The organism is Methanoculleus sp. UBA430 (assembly GCF_002506585.1).
GTDB lineage: Archaea > Halobacteriota > Methanomicrobia > Methanomicrobiales > Methanoculleaceae > Methanoculleus.
This window is the reverse complement of record NZ_DAXW01000009.1, coordinates 43,874-60,754: the sequence shown is the minus strand read 5'-3', so window position 1 is coordinate 60,754 and position 16,881 is coordinate 43,874. Positions and strand designations below refer to the sequence as shown.

General features: G+C 60.3%; 17 protein-coding genes and 1 pseudogene. 12 read left to right on the top strand and 6 right to left on the bottom strand.

Annotated elements, in window-relative coordinates:
- The first annotated feature begins 19 nt into the window (after positions 1-19).
- From BRA49_RS06500 to BRA49_RS06455, 10 genes are all read left to right on the top strand, one after another.
- A complete protein-coding gene (locus tag BRA49_RS06500) occupies positions 20-730 on the top strand; it encodes an anaerobic ribonucleoside-triphosphate reductase activating protein (protein ID WP_292384532.1) in 711 nt (236 codons plus the stop codon).
- Between the two features lie 148 nt (positions 731-878).
- Entirely contained in the window at positions 879-1,427 is a 549-nt protein-coding gene (locus BRA49_RS06495; protein WP_292384530.1) for a dephospho-CoA kinase, read from the top strand.
- Complete coding sequence (locus tag BRA49_RS06490) at positions 1,424-2,197, top strand: sugar phosphate isomerase/epimerase family protein (RefSeq protein ID WP_292384529.1); 774 nt, start codon at positions 1,424-1,426, stop codon at positions 2,195-2,197. Before BRA49_RS06495 ends, BRA49_RS06490 begins: the two co-directional genes overlap by 4 nt.
- Positions 2,185-3,138, top strand: a complete 954-nt coding sequence (gene rnz / locus BRA49_RS06485; protein WP_292384527.1) for a ribonuclease Z — start codon at positions 2,185-2,187, stop codon at positions 3,136-3,138. The genes BRA49_RS06490 and rnz overlap by 13 nt, the downstream gene beginning before the upstream one ends.
- Positions 3,139-3,159: 21 nt before the next feature.
- Entirely contained in the window at positions 3,160-4,356 is a 1,197-nt protein-coding gene (locus BRA49_RS06480; protein ID WP_292384526.1) for a magnesium transporter, read from the top strand.
- Between the two features lie 31 nt (positions 4,357-4,387).
- A complete protein-coding gene (locus BRA49_RS06475) occupies positions 4,388-5,590 on the top strand; it encodes a potassium channel family protein (RefSeq protein ID WP_292384524.1) in 1,203 nt (400 codons plus the stop codon).
- Positions 5,591-5,604: 14 nt separating this feature from the next.
- Positions 5,605-7,440 carry a DHH family phosphoesterase gene (locus tag BRA49_RS06470; RefSeq protein ID WP_292384523.1) on the top strand — a complete coding sequence of 612 codons (1,836 nt, stop codon included), beginning with the start codon at positions 5,605-5,607 and terminating at the stop codon, positions 7,438-7,440.
- A 296-nt stretch (positions 7,441-7,736) separates the two neighbouring features.
- On the top strand, positions 7,737-8,387 hold the full coding sequence (locus tag BRA49_RS06465) for a hypothetical protein (RefSeq protein WP_292384521.1): 651 nt from the start codon (positions 7,737-7,739) through the stop codon (positions 8,385-8,387).
- A gap of 383 nt (positions 8,388-8,770) precedes the next feature.
- On the top strand, positions 8,771-9,022 hold the full coding sequence (locus BRA49_RS06460; RefSeq protein ID WP_292384520.1) for a DUF7123 family protein: 252 nt from the start codon (positions 8,771-8,773) through the stop codon (positions 9,020-9,022).
- Between the two features lie 29 nt (positions 9,023-9,051).
- Positions 9,052-9,237 carry a hypothetical protein gene (locus tag BRA49_RS06455; RefSeq protein WP_292384518.1) on the top strand — a complete coding sequence of 62 codons (186 nt, stop codon included), beginning with the start codon at positions 9,052-9,054 and terminating at the stop codon, positions 9,235-9,237.
- A 1-nt stretch (position 9,238) separates the two neighbouring features.
- Here BRA49_RS06455 and BRA49_RS06450 read toward each other — a convergent pair whose 3' ends face one another.
- Complete coding sequence (locus BRA49_RS06450; protein ID WP_292384516.1) at positions 9,239-9,817, bottom strand: hypothetical protein; 579 nt, start codon at positions 9,815-9,817, stop codon at positions 9,239-9,241.
- Positions 9,818-9,989: 172 nt separating this feature from the next.
- On the opposite strand from BRA49_RS06450, the gene BRA49_RS06445 reads away from it, so the two are divergent.
- On the top strand, positions 9,990-10,247 hold the full coding sequence (locus tag BRA49_RS06445; RefSeq protein ID WP_292384514.1) for a hypothetical protein: 258 nt from the start codon (positions 9,990-9,992) through the stop codon (positions 10,245-10,247).
- Positions 10,248-10,268: 21 nt separating this feature from the next.
- Here the strand turns inward: BRA49_RS06445 and BRA49_RS06440 are convergent, their stop codons facing one another.
- The 5 genes from BRA49_RS06440 to BRA49_RS06420 form a co-directional block, all read right to left on the bottom strand.
- Positions 10,269-11,063: a CheR family methyltransferase gene (locus BRA49_RS06440; RefSeq protein ID WP_292384513.1), complete on the bottom strand. Its 795-nt coding sequence runs from the start codon at positions 11,061-11,063 to the stop codon at positions 10,269-10,271.
- Positions 11,064-11,097: 34 nt separating this feature from the next.
- The gene (locus tag BRA49_RS06435; RefSeq protein ID WP_292384511.1) at positions 11,098-11,577 is read right to left on the bottom strand and encodes a chemotaxis protein CheW; all 480 of its coding nucleotides are present in this window, start codon (positions 11,575-11,577) and stop codon (positions 11,098-11,100) included.
- Between the two features lie 11 nt (positions 11,578-11,588).
- On the bottom strand, positions 11,589-14,459 hold the full coding sequence (locus BRA49_RS06430; RefSeq protein ID WP_292384510.1) for a methyl-accepting chemotaxis protein: 2,871 nt from the start codon (positions 14,457-14,459) through the stop codon (positions 11,589-11,591).
- Positions 14,459-15,337, bottom strand: coding sequence for a ParA family protein (locus BRA49_RS06425; RefSeq protein WP_292384508.1), 879 nt, complete (start codon positions 15,335-15,337; stop codon positions 14,459-14,461). Before BRA49_RS06425 ends, BRA49_RS06430 begins: the two co-directional genes overlap by 1 nt.
- A gap of 261 nt (positions 15,338-15,598) precedes the next feature.
- On the bottom strand, positions 15,599-16,282 hold the full coding sequence (locus BRA49_RS06420) for a M48 family metalloprotease (protein WP_292384505.1): 684 nt from the start codon (positions 16,280-16,282) through the stop codon (positions 15,599-15,601).
- A 345-nt stretch (positions 16,283-16,627) separates the two neighbouring features.
- On the opposite strand from BRA49_RS06420, the pseudogene BRA49_RS06415 reads away from it, so the two are divergent.
- Positions 16,628-16,881 (top strand): annotated as a pseudogene (locus tag BRA49_RS06415) (RNA-guided endonuclease TnpB family protein); the annotation flags it as partial.

Below are 16,881 nucleotides of genomic sequence, written 5' to 3'. Positions count from 1 at the left end.
TATATCGCCTGGTGATCCTGTGTACATCAATTTCGGAGGTTTTGTCCCGATCAGCACCGTTGATTGGCGGGGGCGGGCGGCCTGCACCGTCTTTCTCCGGGGATGCCCCGCGCGTTGCTTCTACTGCCACAACGTCGACCTCCAGGGCGGCGAGGATCTCCGCGACGCAGACGAGATCATCGCGATGATCCGCAGTTCCCGCACGGTCGCCGGCGCCGTGGTCTTCTCCGGCGGGGAACCTACCCTGCAGGGGCCGGCACTCCTCCACCTCGCCGCCGCCGCTCGCACGATGGGGTTATCCGTCGGCCTGCACACGAACGGCATCTTCCCCGGCGTGCTCGAAGACCTGCTCGACCGGCACCTCGTGGATATGGTCGCGCTCGATATCAAGACAACGTGGGAGCGCTACGACGACCTCCTGGGACTTGCCGCCGCCGATGCCGTGAAACGGTCGCTCGCCGCCTGCAGGCGGGCGAAGACCGACGGCAGCCTTGTCTCCTGCCAGATCGTGGTCACCCTCTTCCGGGGCCGCGAGGACAACCTCCCCTCCATCGCGGAGGCGGCCGGGGACCTGGACCTCGTGCTCCAGCAGGGGGTGGCCGCGGGGTTCGTCCCCCTGACCCGGCAGGAACTCGAGGCGGCAGCGGCGCCTCTTCGCCGGAGCGTCCTGATACGGACCCGGGAGGACGGCGAGGTCGGGTACGATCCGGAACAGAAGCCGTTTTCGTGACGCTAAACATAATATCGTCGGAAACGCACATTATGGGGATGATTGTGGCGGCCGCCACAACCTGCACCGCCGGGACCCTGCAGCCGGTCTCTCACCGGTACGGCCCGCTGTTCTGGATACAATAGCATAATTTGATGGAGAAACCCTGATGAAGGTCATTGGAATCGTTGGTATGCCGGCAAGCGGGAAGGGTGAGGTGTCGAGGATCGCCCGGGACCTCGGGATCCCGGTTGTGGTCATGGGGGATGCGATACGGGAACGGGTGAAGGAGGTCGGGCTCCCCCTGACGGACGCGAACCTCGGTGCGGTCGCGGGGAGATTGCGCGCGGACCTCGGCATGGATGCCATCGCCCGGATCACCATCCCGGCCATCGAGGCAACGGCCGCTCCGGTGGTCCTGGTGGATGGGATCAGGGGTGATTACGAGGTGGCGGCGTTTCGGGAGCACTTCCCCGACTTCACGCTCATCGGGATAGAATCGTCGTTTGCGAAGCGCTATACGAGGCTCACGAACCGCGGCCGGTCCGACGACTCCCTCACCGCTGAAGAACTCCAGGCCCGCGACGAGCGTGAACTCGGGTGGGGGCTCGGCCGGGCCCTGGAAGGAGCAGACTACCGGATCGTGAACGAGGGAACGCTCGATGAGTTTGCTCGAGAGGCCCGCTCCCTGCTCCGCCGTCTGGGGGAGATGCCATGAGCCTTACTCCGTATTTTGCATCTTCATCTAAAGTCTGGGAGTCCCGGGACTGGATCTATGGGCTTGAGGATATCGGGTATACCGGCTGGGAGATCGCCGCCGACGGGAAATACCGCCTGGATAACCCCGAGAATTTTGCCGCTGTCCGGGAGATTCTCGAGAGCACCGGCCTTCTCGCGACCGTTCACGCTCCCTTCAGCGACTTGAACCTCGCGTCGGTAAACTACCCCATCTGGCGCGAGTCCATCCGCCAGACCTGCTGCTGCATCCACCACGCAGCCGAACTGACCGACCGGGTGACGATCCACCCCGGGTTTGTATCCCCCGTGGGAAAACTCGTCCCCGAGAAGGTCTGGGAGATGCAGAAGACTGCACTGGTCGAGATAGGGAAGTATGCGGAGGACCACGGCGTCCTCGCGTGCGTCGAGAACATGATCAGCATCAAGGACTTTCTCTGTCGCTACCCCGAGGAGATCCTCGGCCTCACGGAAGGGATCCCCGGGATCGGGGTCACACTCGATATCGGGCACGCCAACACCAACGGTCTTGTCGATGCGTTCCTCACGCACGTCCGTGAGGTAAGTCACCTGCACATTCACGACAACCATGGACAATCGGACGAGCACCTTGCCCTCGGTGACGGGACCGTCAGGTGGGAGAAGGTCGGGCGGGTCGTCGCCCGTGACTACTCCGGCCGGGTCGTGATCGAGGGCCGGACGCTCGAAGAGGCCGAACGGAGCCTTGTAGCATTCAGGAAGTGGTTCGTATAGCCGGCGAGACCCTGCACGTCCACTTCCTCGGCACGGCGGGAGCGCTCCCGTCCCCGCAGAGGAACCCCTCCTGCATCCTGATCCGGCGCGGCTCCGACACCCTGCTCTTCGACTGCGGGGAGGGCACCCAGCAGCAGATGATGCGTGCCCGGACCGGGTTCACCGTTGACGCCGTCTTCGTCACCCACTGGCATGCCGACCACTTCCTTGGCATCTTCGGGCTTGTCGAGACGCTTGCGTTCATGGGACGAACCGAGTCGCTCCCGATCTACGGTCCGTCCTGGGTCGAGGAGTTCGTCGATCTCGTCCAGAGGATCAACCGCCACGCCCGGGGGTTCACGGTCACCGCTCATACCCTCAGCCACGGTTCGGTCGTGCCTTTCAACGGCTACACTGTCCGGGCGTTTGCAACGCACCACGGCATCCCCGGCCTCGGCTACGTTATGGAGGAGGACGAGCGGCCCGGTCGGTTCAACCGCGAACAGGCGATCGCGCTCGGCGTCCCGCCGGGCCCGCTCTTCGGGCGGCTGCAGCGCGGTGAGGAAGTCCGCATCGTCCGCGACGGCGTCGAGGCTGTCGTCCGGCCTGCCGATATTATGGGTGAACCACGCCCGGGGCGGAAGATTGCCTACACCGGGGACACGCGGCCGCTCCAGCACCAGCCCGAGATCGCCGCGATGCTCCGGAACGCCGATCTCCTGATCCACGACGCCACATTCGACGACCAGAAGAGCGACCGCGCCCGGGAGGTCATGCACTCCACCGCCGGCGAGGCCGGTGAGGCGGCAGCAGCCACAAGCGCTCGTATGCTCGCCCTGATGCACATAAGTTCCCGCTATACCAGCACAGCAAACCATATACGCGATGCAAAGCGAAATTATGAAGGAGACGTGATCCTCCCGGCCGATCTGACGGTGCTGGAGATCCCGTACCGGGGTTGATTGTGATGGACGGTGATGGTGATGTGGCAGGGCCTATTCAGCCAGAGCCGCCTGATACTGACCGGTCTTGGCGCTCTGCTTGCCAGCGCCGCCGCCTTGAGCATTGCAGGCATCTATCTTGGTTCCGTCCGTGAAGTCCTCGGGCTGATACCCGGCCTGATGGTGCTCCTGCCGTCGATCATCAACATGCGGGGGAGCATCGCCGGGGTCTTCGCATCCCGCCTTTCGTCGTCGATGCACCTCGGGGAGTTCTCCATCGACTTTCAGGAAGGCTCCGTCCTCGGCGACAACATCCGCGCCTCGCTTGTGGTGACTATCCTCATAGCGTTCGCCCTCGGCATCTTCGCCTACGCGTTAAGCACTCTTTGCGGGTTTCCCGTGGTGGGCGTCACCGACCTCGTGCTGATCTCGGTCGTCTGCGGCGTTGTCTCGGGGTTGGTGGTGATGGGGATCACCCTGGTCGTTGCGCTGACAAGTTACCGCTACGGTCTCGACCTCGACATGATCGCCGCACCGACCGTCACCACCTCGGGCGATATCGTCACGCTCCCGATCCTGGTGCTCTCCGCGACGTTCGTCATGCTCCTCTCCCCCCCGACACGCCTGGTGCTCGTGGCCGTCGCGGTCGCAACCGCCATCGTCATCATCCTCTACACCCGGCGCCGCCTGGAGGGCATGGGCGCTATCGTCCGGGAGAATCTCTTCCTCCTCGTCCCGCTCAGCACCTTCGGCACCCTGGCGGGACTGACCTACTCGCTCAACCTCGACAACCTACTCGCGCTCGCGGTCTTCCTCATCCTGATACCGCCGTTCATGGGCGGTCTCGGGTCGATAGGCGGCATCCTCGGATCGCGCCTATCGACGGAGATGCATACCGGCGAGGTCAACCCCTCGTTCCTCCCCGAGCGCGGCGTAGTGCATCATTTTATTATTTCCTACCTCTATACGTTGATACTGCTTCCACTGCTGGCGCTCATCGCGCATAGTGCGGCGGTGCTCATGGGGTTGAACAGCCCCGGTCTCGGGATGCTGGTCATTATCAGCCTTGTAGCAGGTCTGGCCGTCATGACACTGGTGAACGCCGTGGCATACGCCACGGCGAGCCTTTCGTTCCGGTACGGCCTTGATCCCGATAACTTCGGAATCCCTGTCATCACAAGCCTTATCGACCTGATCGGTGCAGCTACCCTCGTGGCAGCGATAGACCTGCTGTTGTAGTGAAAGATAACAAAAAACGGTTAACAGACCCATGACGGAACGTGAATACCAGCCGATCAGCTTCAAAGACGTCCTGATCGAGATGAAGGATGTCTCTGAACTGATGGTTGATCTCGCTTACTCCGCGATACTCTTCGACGGCAAAGAGATAGCGCTCGAAGTGATCAATCTCGAGGAAGGTATGAATAAACTGGTCTATCAGGCCAGGATTCAGAGCGTCCTCGGCGCTAGAAGGCTCGAAGAGGCAGAAGCGATGAGCGGCATGCTCCAGGTGGCCGAGGCGGCGGAGAGGATCGCGAACTCGGCTTCGGACATAGCAAAACTCATCCTGAAGGATATCCGGTTTCCGGCAAAACTCAAGCGCGTCTTTCCCGAGGCGGAAGAGATCGTCACCCGGGTAATCGTCAGTCTGGGAAGCGACCTTGCCGGCCGCACCCTCGGCGACCTCAAGGTCCAGAGCACGACCGGTATGCAGGTCATCGCCATCCGGCGTGGTAAGGGGTGGATATACGACCCCGACAAGACTACCCGGGTGGAGAAGGACGATATCCTGCTCTCGCGGGGTCCGGAAGCCGGGGCGGATATCCTCTCCCGGATGGCGGGGGCAGTGGAGTTCCCCGTAAGCGAACCCTCGCGTGCGGGCGAGGTCGACGACCTCGACCGGGCGGTTCAACTGATCATCGAGATGAAGAATCTCTCGGAACTCTCTGTGGGGCTCGCGTACACCTCCCTGCTCTTCAACAATAAGGAGGTGGCGCACGAGGTGGTCGCTCTCGATACGGCGCTCGACGACATGCGCTACGACCTGGACCTCTGGATCCTCGAAGCGGCACGAAAGATCGACGACGTGCGCTACCTCCGGGGACTCCTATATATGTCCTCGTTTGCGCAGGCGATCAGCGATTCGGCCCATGCCATCGTCGATGTGCTCCTGCGCGATATCGAGATCCCGCCGGTCTTTAAGAAGATCGTTCGCGAGTCGGACGAGATCATCACGCGGATGCCTGTAGCGGAGTCGTCGCCGCTCGTGGGGAGAACCCTCAAAGAAGTGTCGCTCGGGACGGTGACCGGGATGGTCGTGCTCGCCATCAAGCACGCCGACCGGTGGGTCTACCGCCCGGGGAAGGGCGTTCGACTGGAGAGCGGTGATATTATCATCGCAAAAGGCAGACGAGACGGTGAGTGCCGGCTGTATGAACTCGCAGGGCACACCGTTGAGGTGCCCGAAGAATGATTTGGTGAAGTATCATGGAAGATACGAAAGATACGATTGTCTACCGCCTCGGAGCGAACTGTACGCTCGACGAGGTGGAGGAAGGGAAGATATACCTGGGGCGGGTGCAGGGTTTCGCCCCGTTCGGCGTCTTTGTCCAGTTAAACGACCGGGTCAAAGGGCTCGTTCATAAGAGCAACGTGAAGGTGCAGCACGAGGAACGCGATCCGATCCTCGTCTACGTCCTTCAGATCCGGAGCAACGGCAACATCGACCTCGAGGAGGTCACGCCGACTGTCTACCAGACGGAGACCGTGACCCGCAAGATGACGAGTGTGCTTCTCGCGGATATCGGGACGAAGATCGGCAGGACGGTGCTGATCGAGGGCGAGGTCGCCCAGATCAAGCAGACATCGGGGCCGACGATCTTCACTGTTGTGGATGAGTCCGGCACCGCGAACGCTGCTGCGTTCATCGAAGCGGGCGTCCGCGCCTACCCTGAGGTGAACCTCGGGGATATCGTCGCCCTCACGGGTGAGGTGATGCAGCGCAACAACCAGCTCCAGATCGAGATCCGGTCCATGGAGGTCCTCGCGCCGGAGGATGCGGCACAGGTCCGGGGGCGTATCGATGCGGCGCTCGACGAGCGTGCGGAACCGGTCGACCTCCCGTTCCTCATCGAGAGCGAGGTCCTCGATGCTCTTCGGCCGCAGATGCGCCAGGTGGCAAAGGAGATCCGAAGAGCGGTCCTGACCGCGCGGCCGATCATCCTCAGGCACCACGCGGACGCGGACGGCATATGCGCCGCCGTCGCGATCGAACAGGCGGTGACCGCGCTGATCCGGGAGAGCGGCGGGGACTTCGACGCGGAGTACTTCCTCTTCAAGCGGTCTCCGTCCAAGGCCCCGTTCTATGAGATTGAAGATATCACGCGGGATCTTGACTTCGCCCTCAAGGACAACGTCCGCTATGGGCAGAAGATGCCGATGATCCTCCTGATGGACAACGGGTCGACCGAGGAGGACATGCCGTCGCTGAAGGTGACCCGGATCTTCGAGCTCCCGGTGATGGTCGTCGACCACCACCACCCCGACGAGATCGTAGATGATTACCTGATCGGGCACGTCAACCCCTACCACGTGGGCGGCGATTACGGGGTGACAGCAGGGATGCTGGGCACAGAGGTCGCCCGTATGGTCAACCCGGCGGTCGAGGGCCAGATCCGGCACCTGCCGGCGATCGCGGGGGTCGGCGACCGGAGCGAAGCGCCGGAGCGTGCCCGCTACCTCGCGGTGGCCGCGCCTGAGTACTCGGAGGATGATTGCCGCGATATCGCGCTGGCACTCGACTATGAGCAGTTCTGGCTCCGGTTCAGCGACGGGAGAGAGATCGTCAAGGATATCCTGAACCTCTCCGGGAACCCCGAACGCCACGAGCAGTTCGTCAACCTGCTTGTCGAAGAAGCGAATCACGCGATCGCGGAGCAGCTCGAGGCTATCATGCCCCATGTCGAGAGCCGGATGCTGCCGAGCGGTGCTCACCTCTTCATGCTCGATGTGGAGATGTTTGCCCACCGGTTCACGTTCCCGCCGCCCGGCAAGACCTCGGGAGAGGTGCACGACCGGCTGGTCCGGGCGCACCCGGGAGAACCGATCGTCACACTCGGGTTCGGGCCGGATTTCGCCGTCCTGCGCTCCCGTGGCGTCATGATGAACATCCCCCGGATGGTGCGTGAGCTCCATAGCGAGATCTCCGGCGGGGGCGTGAGCGGCGGCGGCCACCTTGTCGTCGGGAGCATCAAGTTCGTGGAAGGGATGCGCGATGTGGTGCTCGAGAGCCTGATCCGGAAGATTGGTGAAGCACCAATCTGATCGCTATTTATTTCTTGCTTGTGCGGCGAGGAGTCTCGCCGATAGTGTTGCAGGGCTGCCGTCGGCAGGCTACCGTCTGGACGCCATGAGTGGCGGAGGGTTTCAGGTGGGTAGCAGCAGGGCCGACCACGTCGGGAGGTCCATCCTGTGCCGGTATCGCGTTTTTCTCCGGGGGTTCGCTGCGGTGCGGCGATGTGTAGCACCACGTTATGGGGCGGCAAGGGATAGTTACCCGTTGGGGTGATTTTGATGGAGACCGAAATATAAAAATATGGTTATACCAAACAGAAGTCTCCATGACAGGATACCAATGGACATGGAGCGGGTTCCTGGTTGTGCTGCTTGTGGCAGCAACGACGTTTGTGTTCCCGGTGGCAGCCCAGACCGAGGCACCCACGACCCCGTTGACCTGGACTCTCTCTCCAACACCTGCCGAAACCCCGGTAGAGACCCAGACAGCGACTCCGGAGGAGACCCCGGAAGAGACTCTGACTGAGATTCCTGAAGAAACCCTGACGGAAACCCCGGAGGAGACGCTGGACACCCTGGCCCTGGAAGAAACCCTGACAGAGACCCCGGTAGAGACGCTGGACACCCTGGCCCTGGAAGAAACCCTGACGGAGACCCCGGAGGAGACGCTGGATAACGAGACCACCAACGAGACTCTGGAGAACGAATCCGTCAATGGGACCTCCAATGCGACCGCCTACGAGACCTTCGCTGAGACCACCATGGAGACGGGAGCGCCCATCATAATTGCGACGGATGCGGCGACCGGGGCGACACCGGCGGAGACTTCCACGGTTGAGATGCCGACGTTCACACCGATGCAGGCAGCGCAGGTTAATCCCAGCCCGACGCCGACGGCCTCCCTCTCGCTCATTGCCGTCGTTGTCGGCGTTGCAATCGCCGGGCTCCTTGTCGTGATGTTGAGGAACAGAAGGTAACGGCAGAACACGTATTGCAAATGCGTTCCTGCCCCGGCCGATGCCGTTCGGCAGGGGTTCCCGTCGCGAGCGGCGTCGTGGCGGGAAGTACGATCAGAGACGGCCCGCCCCGAATAAACCGCGGCGCCGGGAGCCTCGCCGCTGGTGGGCTCCTGGTTGCGGCATGAAGGGTGGGACCCCGTCCTCCTCCTCCGCCACCCGCGCCTGTGCCGCCCGGGCATCCGGTTCCGGTTACAGATCCTACACCTCGCGCCGCCGATCGGTGCGACGATGCTCAATTATATACACCTATTTGTATAGCGGTAGTGAGATTCAACGAGATCAAATGAATAAGTATATATAATGTTTGGCACAAAAGGTCTTCCTCACGAGGGAATGAGTGGATGTCGACAAAGGACCGCATTAAAGAGCGATACAGCGATACCCAGAGAAAGATCCTGTATCACCTCAAGTCAGGGTTGAAAGCAGGCAAATCCTACTTCAAATCAAAGTATATCGCAACTGATCTGGGCCTCTCTCCAAAAGAGGTCGGCATCAACCTTGCCATCCTCTCAGAGATCTGCGACGAGCTGGATATCAGGCGCTGGAGTTACTCGAACAGTACGACGTGGCGGGTTACTCCTCGTCCAGCATGATTTTATCCCGGGACACTCTATTCTACGGCATGAAGATCATTGAGTTCGAAGCACCCGTCGAGTTTGTGGCCAACATCAACGACCACAAGGATTGCCTCATGTCCCAGGACAAGAGCCACGAGAATCCGGAAGTGCTCTGGTTCAACATCGACGTCCCGAAGGGGCACGGTGTGCGGGCCGGAGATCGGGTCCGGATCACCGTCGAGAAGATCTGAATCAGCGGTATGCGGGGAGCGTCTCCAGGGTGATACGGTATGACTCCACATCATCCACGCTGACGATCAGGTAAAAGTCTTTCCCTCCTCTTTCGACATTTTTGATGATGCTGCCCGGATAGTGCAGGTCGACCCCTTCTACGATCGTCCCCCTCTCCCGTTCGATCAGTGCCATCCGGAAATGCGCCGCTTCAGGCCGTACTATTGCAGAGACGCTGCAGTTCAGCCTCCAGACAGCATACGGTACGTGAAACGTCTCGGTGATGCCTCCTCTTGCCTCCTCGAGGTATGCGAACGGAATGATATCTGCGGTCTCTTTCCAGGGCGGATCGGACCCGCCATAACGGGTGAGGTTATCAGGGAGGTGAACGAGGGGGTAACTCCAGATCCCGCTCGTGTAGGAGATTCTGGTGGGTTCCGGCGCAGGGGGAGCGGTGATGGACGGCGTCGGGGTGATCTCCGGTGCGGGGCCTTCCGGAACCTCCGTCCCTGCATCCGCTCCGGGCGGGCGAAACACCACCGCTACTGCAACGACGATGATCAGGGCGGCAACAATGCTGAAGACGTCGCCTTTATCCACAGGTGTAGAGGGAAGTGCGAGGCAAAAGACCTTTTGATTCCTGCTCTGCATCCTTGCCTACAGGGTGGTATTCGGTGCCGAATAATCCCGGATTCCTCATGGTTACTCTCACAATCGGCGTTTCAAAAAAGAACCGTTAATAAGGAGACGATACCATTGTCCTGATGAGAGCATGGACGTCACAGAGGTTCGCACGTGGGTGATATTTTATCTGCTCTCGTTCGTGGTGCTTCTTGTCGCGCTCTTCATCACAACCCAGAACGACAGCCGGCTCTGGATCAGCCTCATGCTCGTCATCGTCATCGTCGGCGTGAACTTCTTCCTGCTCTTCGCCGAACTGAAGCGCTACCGGGCCCGGAAGGCCTTCATGCACCGGATGTCGCAGTTCGACGAAACCGTGACGGAGAGGGACCTTTCCGGCCGCCGGTAATATTCGCCCGGTATACCCGCACTACGCGGCCTTCTTGAGTATCTTCTGCATGGTATTATACGGCGTGAAGAGGTGCTCCACCTCTCTTCCCAGGTACTCAGTTTTACCGATGACATAGTAGCCGTCGCTCGCGAGTGCGGAGTAAAAAAGGTGTGTCAAGTCGTTCTTCTGCTTCTCGGTGAAGTAGATGGTGACGTTCCGGCAGATGACGGCGTCAAGGTATCGTGTGATGGGAACTCCCGACATCAGGTCGTGTTTCCGGAACTTGACGAGGTTTTTGACGTGGGGACGGACTTCGAACGTGTCGTCATCGCGGCTGACGAAATGCTTCCGGAGCTGGCGCTCATCCACATTCTCAAGCGCCTTTCTGTCATAGATCCCGGCCGTGGCTTTCTGCAGCACCACGGCGTCGATATCGGTCGCGTATATCGTTACGCTGACACCCGGATGAAGCGCCATCAGGTCGTGCGCGAGGATGGCGATCGAGTAGGGCTCTTCACCCGTGGCGCATCCGGCGCACCAGATCCTGATCGTTCCCTTGCGACGAGCGAGATCCGGCAGCACTTCCCGCCGCATCACCTCAAAGACCTCCGGGTCCCGGAAGAATTTGGTGACGTTGATAGTGAGGGCGTTGCGGAGCAGGTCGATCTCCTGGGGGGTTGCGAGGAGGTATTTGTGGTAGGCTTCGTAGTCCGCAGTGTTCGTCAGGCGCATCCGGGAGAGGATGCGCCGCTTGATGTAGTCCTCTTTGTAATTCGAGCACTTGATCCGGACCAGTTTCTCGATGCTCGTCTGGAGCGATAGAAATGCATCCATGTGATACTCTGCTCTTGCCGGGCGAGGGATCCCGTTATGCTGTGGTCTGGTAGTGCCCGAGATCACTGATCACCTTCTGGACGTCGAGCCAGATGATGAGGGTCTTGGGTTTCTCGTCATCTTCGGCCCCCATCTTGATGATCGCCTTGACATAATCGCTGATCGACGAGGTGATGCCATCGTTGATCCGCTCAATCTGCTCATCTCGAACCGAGATGACGCTGTAAACATCATCGACGATGATCCCCACGTTCGATCCGCCCGCCACATCCGGCATCAACACGACGATCTTCCGGTTCTCAGCCTCTCCGGATTCGGGGAGCCCGAGGAGGTCTCTGAGGTCGATGATATTCGTGATCTCGCCCCGCAGGTTGATGATGCCCGCAAGGTATTCGGGAGCACGAGGAAGGGGAGTGATCGGCATCATCTCCACGATCTCGCGTGCAATCTGGATATCCAGAGCGTAGTGCTCTTCCCCGAGCTGGAACTCTACTACGTCTACGGGTGCTGCCATCGTCTCCTCCCTCAGGTGAGTTTGAACTGTTTCATTACCTTCTCGAGTTGTTCGGCCATGCCTGCCAGTTCGTGCGATGCGCTCCCGACCTCCTCTGTCGACGCGCTGACTTCCTCTGCGAGTGCCGCCATATCCTCGGTGCGGTCCAGGCTTTCCTTGGTCATGTGGGTGGACTCATCCATCTTCTGCATGACGTTGTTGGTGGAACTCGCCTGATCTTCGGTGGCCTTCGTGATCTCGGTGATACCATGGGCGACCACTTCCACGCCTTTGACGATCCGGTTTAAGCCCACGATGACCTTGTTGACGCTCTCGATGCCTGCCTGGATCTCCTGGTGAGACGCCTGCATCGAGCCTGCGGTCTTGTCGGTGCTCGCCTGAATCGTCCTGATCAGGTCCTCGATGTCCTGGCTCGCCCGCTTGGACTCCCCGGCAAGGTTTCTGATCTCGCCTGCGACGACGGCGAACCCGCGGCCATGCTCCCCGGCACGGGCGGCCTCGATGGCTGCGTTCAGTGCAAGGAGATTGGTCTGGTTGGCGATATCCGTGATCAACTTGACGATATTGTTGATCTCCCGCATCTGGTTGTTGAGGGTGCTGATCTCGTCCACCGTCTGCGTGGAGATCTCCTCGACGAGCTGCATCTTCTTTGCCGCGACTTCGCCGAGCGAGGCCGCATCGTTCCCCTCCTTCGACGCCTTCGAGGCCTGCTCCATGACCTCCTGCGACGTGCTTGCAATCTCCTCGATGGATGCCGAAAGATCGTTGATGTCCGTCCCGATCTCCTCGATCTTCTCAAGCTGCCGCCGTGCATCCTCCGAAGACTGCTGTGTCGAGACGGCGACCTGCTCCGTGGCCCGGATAATCTCGTCGGTGCTCTTGCTGACCTCTTTTGTGGTCATATCCACCTGGTGCGCCGCTTTTGCCACTTCCCCGAGGAGGGTGCGGATGGCAGTCAGCGAGGCGTTGTAATCGCTCTTGACTTCATGAAGCGGGTCGCCTGTCTCTGCGTCCACGAACGCCGTCAGGTCGCCCTTTGCCATGGCGGCGAGTGCGCCTCCGAGTTCGCGGGCGCTCCCTGCGAGTCTCTCGCTCTCCTGCTTCGCGGTCTCCATCAGGTCCCGGATCTGGTCTTCTCTCTCCCGCTGCTCGGTCCAGTCGTTCCAGACGTAGAAGGCCATCTCGATATCGCCTTTCGCATCCAGGATCGGAATGGCGTTCAGGGTGAGATACTTCTTCACGCCGTCGGGCCACTTGACCATGACGTCGGTCCGGGCGAGTTTCTTCGACTCGTAGCAGGCGTAGAAGTGGTCGCCATCGAGGATGGTGATGTCGTAGTCGTAGAGTTTCTTCGCGAGGGTCTCTTCCCGGGTTCCCCGCCACATCCGGGCGTACTCGTCGTTGATGTCGATCCGGCTCTTGTCGGGACGAAGCGTCGCGATCGCGAGCGGGTTCTGCTTGATCATCGCATCCACCCGGTGCTCGGTCTTCTCGACCTCCTCCTTCTCCTTCTGGAGGTCGGTCCAGTCGTTCCAGACGTAGAAGGCCATCTCGATATCGCCCTTCGCGTCCAGGATCGGAATGGCGTTCAGGGTGAGGTACTTCTTCACGCCGTCGGGCCACTTGACCATGACATCGGTTCGTGCGGGCTTCTTCGTCTCGTAGCAGGCGTAGAAATGATCGCCGCCGACGACCGTGATATCGTAGTCGTAGAGCTTCTTTGCAAGGGTCTCTTCCCGGGTCCCCCGCCACATCCGGGCGTACTCGTCGTTGATGTCGATCCGGCTCTTGTCGGGACGAAGCGTCGCGATCGCAAGCGGGTTTAACTTGATCATCGTGTCGATGCGGTGCTGCATCCTCCGGATCTCGTCCTCTTCTTGCCGTTTTTCGGTGACGTCGTTGTAGACGATCAGGATCCCCGTCAGTTCGTTCTTCTCGTTTGTGAGCGGGATCCCGTACTGCTCCAGGATGTAGGTGCCGGTGGGAAACTCGACCGTCACTTCGCCGTACACCCGCACCTTCTCGGTGAGCACCTTCTTGATCCCGTCTCCTTTCTGGCTATGTACTTTGAAGTCCCGCAGGGTCATCGTTGCGATACGAGACCGATCGATGCCGGTCAGCTGGAGGTATGCCTCGTTGGCCGTGAGGATCTTCATCCCGGTGTCGACGACCAGGATGGGCATCGGGTTCTTCTGGACGATCGTCTCGGACTGCCGTTGCAATTCGGCAATATTCTCCATCTGGACCTTGATCTCCTCTTCTCCCTCCCGCTGTCGGGTGACGTCGTTATAGACGATGAGGACGTTCTCGACCGCATTATTTTTGTCGAGAAGCGGGATGCCGTACTGTTCGAGCGTATGAGTCCCCGAGGGTAGTTCGACGATGACTTCCCCGAAGACGCGCTTCTTCTCCTGGATTGCCTGCCGGAGACCCGAACCCTTCTGCGACGTTATCTTGAAGTCCTTGAGGCTCCTGCCGAGCACCTGGTCCATCGGGATCCCGCTCATCTCGGCATAGGCGCTGTTTGCCACGGTTATCTTGAACTGCGGGTCGACGACAAGGATGGGCATCGGGTTCTGCTGGATGATCGTATCGGAGCTCTTCAGAAGCGCCCTCGCCTCCACCAGCCGGCTCTTGAGGGTCTGCTTCTCCTCCTGCTTCTTATCGAGCAGCGCATTGAGCGAGACCGCCAGGGGCCGGAACTCTTCCGGCACACCGGCTGGGTCGATCCTTGCGGAATCGTCGCCGCCAAGCCCCGCGTGGAGCGCAGCCTCGATCCCCTCGGGCAGTACCACTGCTCCGTGTTCCCGTGTCTGTCCTGCAGTACCCGGCACAACCGGGCCGGTAAAGAGTGCTTTTCTTCCAGGTTTATCGATCATCATCACACCTCATCATGGTCCTCATCCAGTGCCAGGAGCGCAGTTGTTATTGCCCGGTATTCTCGGCCCGCCTCGCTCTCGGGTGCGTAGTGGGATATCGGAAGCCCTTTCTGCTGCGTTTCGTAGATAGCAGGTGAGTAGGGGACTGCGAATACCTGTTTGAACGATCTCCGGACCTCGGCCTCAAAGACCTTCAGCCGTTCTCTCTCCTTCTCCTCTTCCACGGAGGGGCCGGGTGAGAAGATCCGTTTCAGGAAGAGCGCAAGGCCGCTCGTTCCGGCTGCCCGGTCACCCGAACCCTTCCAGCGGGTCAGGATGGCGAAGTCTGCGGCGACGTCCTCCCCAAGCATCTCCCTGATGTCGCCGAAGACCGTTGACAGGGCTTCCATACCTCTCAAGGCGAAGGTGCCGGGATCGAGGGTGACGACGGTATGGTCTGCAGCGATGAGGCCGTTTATGACGAACTGCCCCATGCTCGGAGGTGTGTCGATCAGGATGAAGTCATAGTTGCCCCTCACCCGGGCAAGCGCCTCCTTGAGCAGTCCTGCCCTGTCTTCGATACCGTAGAGGTAGGGCTCAACCCCCACGAGGTCCAGGGTTGCCGGAGCCAGGTCGACCCCCGATGCCGTAGGGACAATGATATCGTTGATCACGACGTCCGGAAACCCTTCGAACGCGCTCATGAAGACGTCATACATACTCAGTTCGAGGGTTTCGGGGTTGACCCCGAGCCCCGCGGTGGCATTGGCCTGCGGGTCGCAGTCCACTACCAGAACACTTTTTCCGTCTTTCTGGAGATATCCTGCGACATTGAGGCACGATGTCGTCTTTCCTGTGCCACCTTTGTGGTGGGCGAACGCTACAATTGTGATATCCAGCACCCCTCAATACCTCTATTTGAAATGGGGGCTATTAAACTTACTTTTATAGTGTCGCGTGTCCCTGGGGTACGCTTTCGATTATATCAGATCGGCAGTCCTTGTTGGTAGGTTCGGGTTGTGCCTGCACCCAAACCCCCTGCAAGTGAACCTCTTCGGGGGCGCGGCAGGTAGCGGTTGCGCCAGGTTTTGGGGTGCTCGCATCTCGCGGACGAACAGGCGTCAGCAGGAGAGGCCCCTGCCCCTGCGGCGTGCCGCGGGGTCTCAGGTCGGGAGGTCTGCTCTATCCCGGACTCGTTCTACGCGTTCGGCGATAGATGGCCGGTAGTCGGGTCTGGAACGGAGGGGCCCGGGGTTCGTCTGCGCCGGACCAGAGACCCGCCTGCGGCGCGATGCCGGGACCCCGGCCAGCAATCCGGAGAGGATGTTCTGGAGGAGAGCTCCCGGGTCTCTGGTCCGGTAGCAGCGTCGCATGGCATCTGCCGCGTACCGGTCGGCGGTGAACTCCTCGTCGCACATGCGGCAATAGTATGCCCGGTAGGCGAAGAATACGAGCAGGAGGAGAGGGAGAAGGAATGCTAGTTTTACGATGGGGAGGCCCGTCACCTGCAGGTACGGCAGGACTCCCGGCAACAGTGAATCCAGGGGCGGGTGCCAGAGGAGAAGGAGACATGGGAGAAGAGGGAGGGCCGGAAGGACGGAGATGAGGGGGGAACCCTCCTTGATGTGCCCCTCTTCGTGGAGGAGCACGAACCTGAGTGCGTCGTCGCTGACCCGGGAAAGGGTTTTTTCGTAGAATGCAGCCTGGTATCGGATGCAGTTGAGCGCCGGGCAGCCCCGTATGGAGAGTACAAGCGGGCACTGCACCAGCTTCCTCTTGCGGTCGATCAACCCTTTCTCCTGGAGTTCCCGGAATATTCGGTAGAGGCGGGGGTTGTCATCGGCCATTTAATCACTTTATGAATATATTTAGTTAATTATATTAAAAATTTCCATGCCACGAAGAGGCAGAGATTCAGCAATGTATTATTTTCGGGTGATTTCCGGCTGTCATATCCCGGTCCAGGCCAGCAGATCCCTGGAGCCTGGTGGAATGGGGGGCGCCGTGCCTGGCAGGTGGGAGCGGTCGCTTTATCACCCTCGTTGCGGCCCGAAGTCCGGACACCGGGTCCCGCCGGAAGGACAGTACGCTCAATCACCGGTAAAGCCTGGAATCGGAACGGTTCGGAATGCCTGCTTTTTCACCTCAGTGGGCAAGAAGGCCCCCTGCGCAAGCGGGGCAACCAGAACTTCGTGCAGGTGCCGTATCACAAGTTCCGGCAGAAACTGAAGAGCAAGTGCGAGTTGCTCGGGATCCGGTTCGATGACTCGCATTCTGAAGCCTACACCTCGCGGGTCGATGCTCTGAACCTTGACCCGATCTGCAAACCTCCCTACGGAAGGAAACGGCGGGTCAAGCGGGGGTTGTATCGGAGTGCTCTGGACACCCTGATCAACGCTGATGTCAATGATGCTCTAAACTATGTCAACTACCCCGCCCTGAAGGG

Excerpts from the sequence above, each read along its gene's own strand:
- BRA49_RS06495 (WP_292384530.1), top strand. The coding sequence starts at position 879 with ATGAAGGTCATTGGAATCGTTGGTATGCCGGCAAGCGGGAAGGGTGAG.
- BRA49_RS06420 (WP_292384505.1), bottom strand. The coding sequence starts at position 16,282 with ATGGCCGATGACAACCCCCGCCTCTACCGAATATTCCGGGAACTCCAG.
- BRA49_RS06480 (WP_292384526.1), top strand. The coding sequence starts at position 3,160 with ATGTGGCAGGGCCTATTCAGCCAGAGCCGCCTGATACTGACCGGTCTT.
- BRA49_RS06465 (WP_292384521.1), top strand. The coding sequence starts at position 7,737 with ATGACAGGATACCAATGGACATGGAGCGGGTTCCTGGTTGTGCTGCTT.
- BRA49_RS06440 (WP_292384513.1), bottom strand. The coding sequence starts at position 11,063 with ATGGATGCATTTCTATCGCTCCAGACGAGCATCGAGAAACTGGTCCGG.
- BRA49_RS06430 (WP_292384510.1), bottom strand. The coding sequence starts at position 14,459 with ATGATGATCGATAAACCTGGAAGAAAAGCACTCTTTACCGGCCCGGTT.
- BRA49_RS06470 (WP_292384523.1), top strand. The coding sequence starts at position 5,605 with ATGGAAGATACGAAAGATACGATTGTCTACCGCCTCGGAGCGAACTGT.
- BRA49_RS06435 (WP_292384511.1), bottom strand. The coding sequence starts at position 11,577 with ATGGCAGCACCCGTAGACGTAGTAGAGTTCCAGCTCGGGGAAGAGCAC.
- BRA49_RS06455 (WP_292384518.1), top strand. The coding sequence starts at position 9,052 with ATGAAGATCATTGAGTTCGAAGCACCCGTCGAGTTTGTGGCCAACATC.
- BRA49_RS06490 (WP_292384529.1), top strand. The coding sequence starts at position 1,424 with ATGAGCCTTACTCCGTATTTTGCATCTTCATCTAAAGTCTGGGAGTCC.
- BRA49_RS06445 (WP_292384514.1), top strand. The coding sequence starts at position 9,990 with ATGGACGTCACAGAGGTTCGCACGTGGGTGATATTTTATCTGCTCTCG.
- BRA49_RS06460 (WP_292384520.1), top strand. The coding sequence starts at position 8,771 with ATGTCGACAAAGGACCGCATTAAAGAGCGATACAGCGATACCCAGAGA.
- BRA49_RS06475 (WP_292384524.1), top strand. The coding sequence starts at position 4,388 with ATGACGGAACGTGAATACCAGCCGATCAGCTTCAAAGACGTCCTGATC.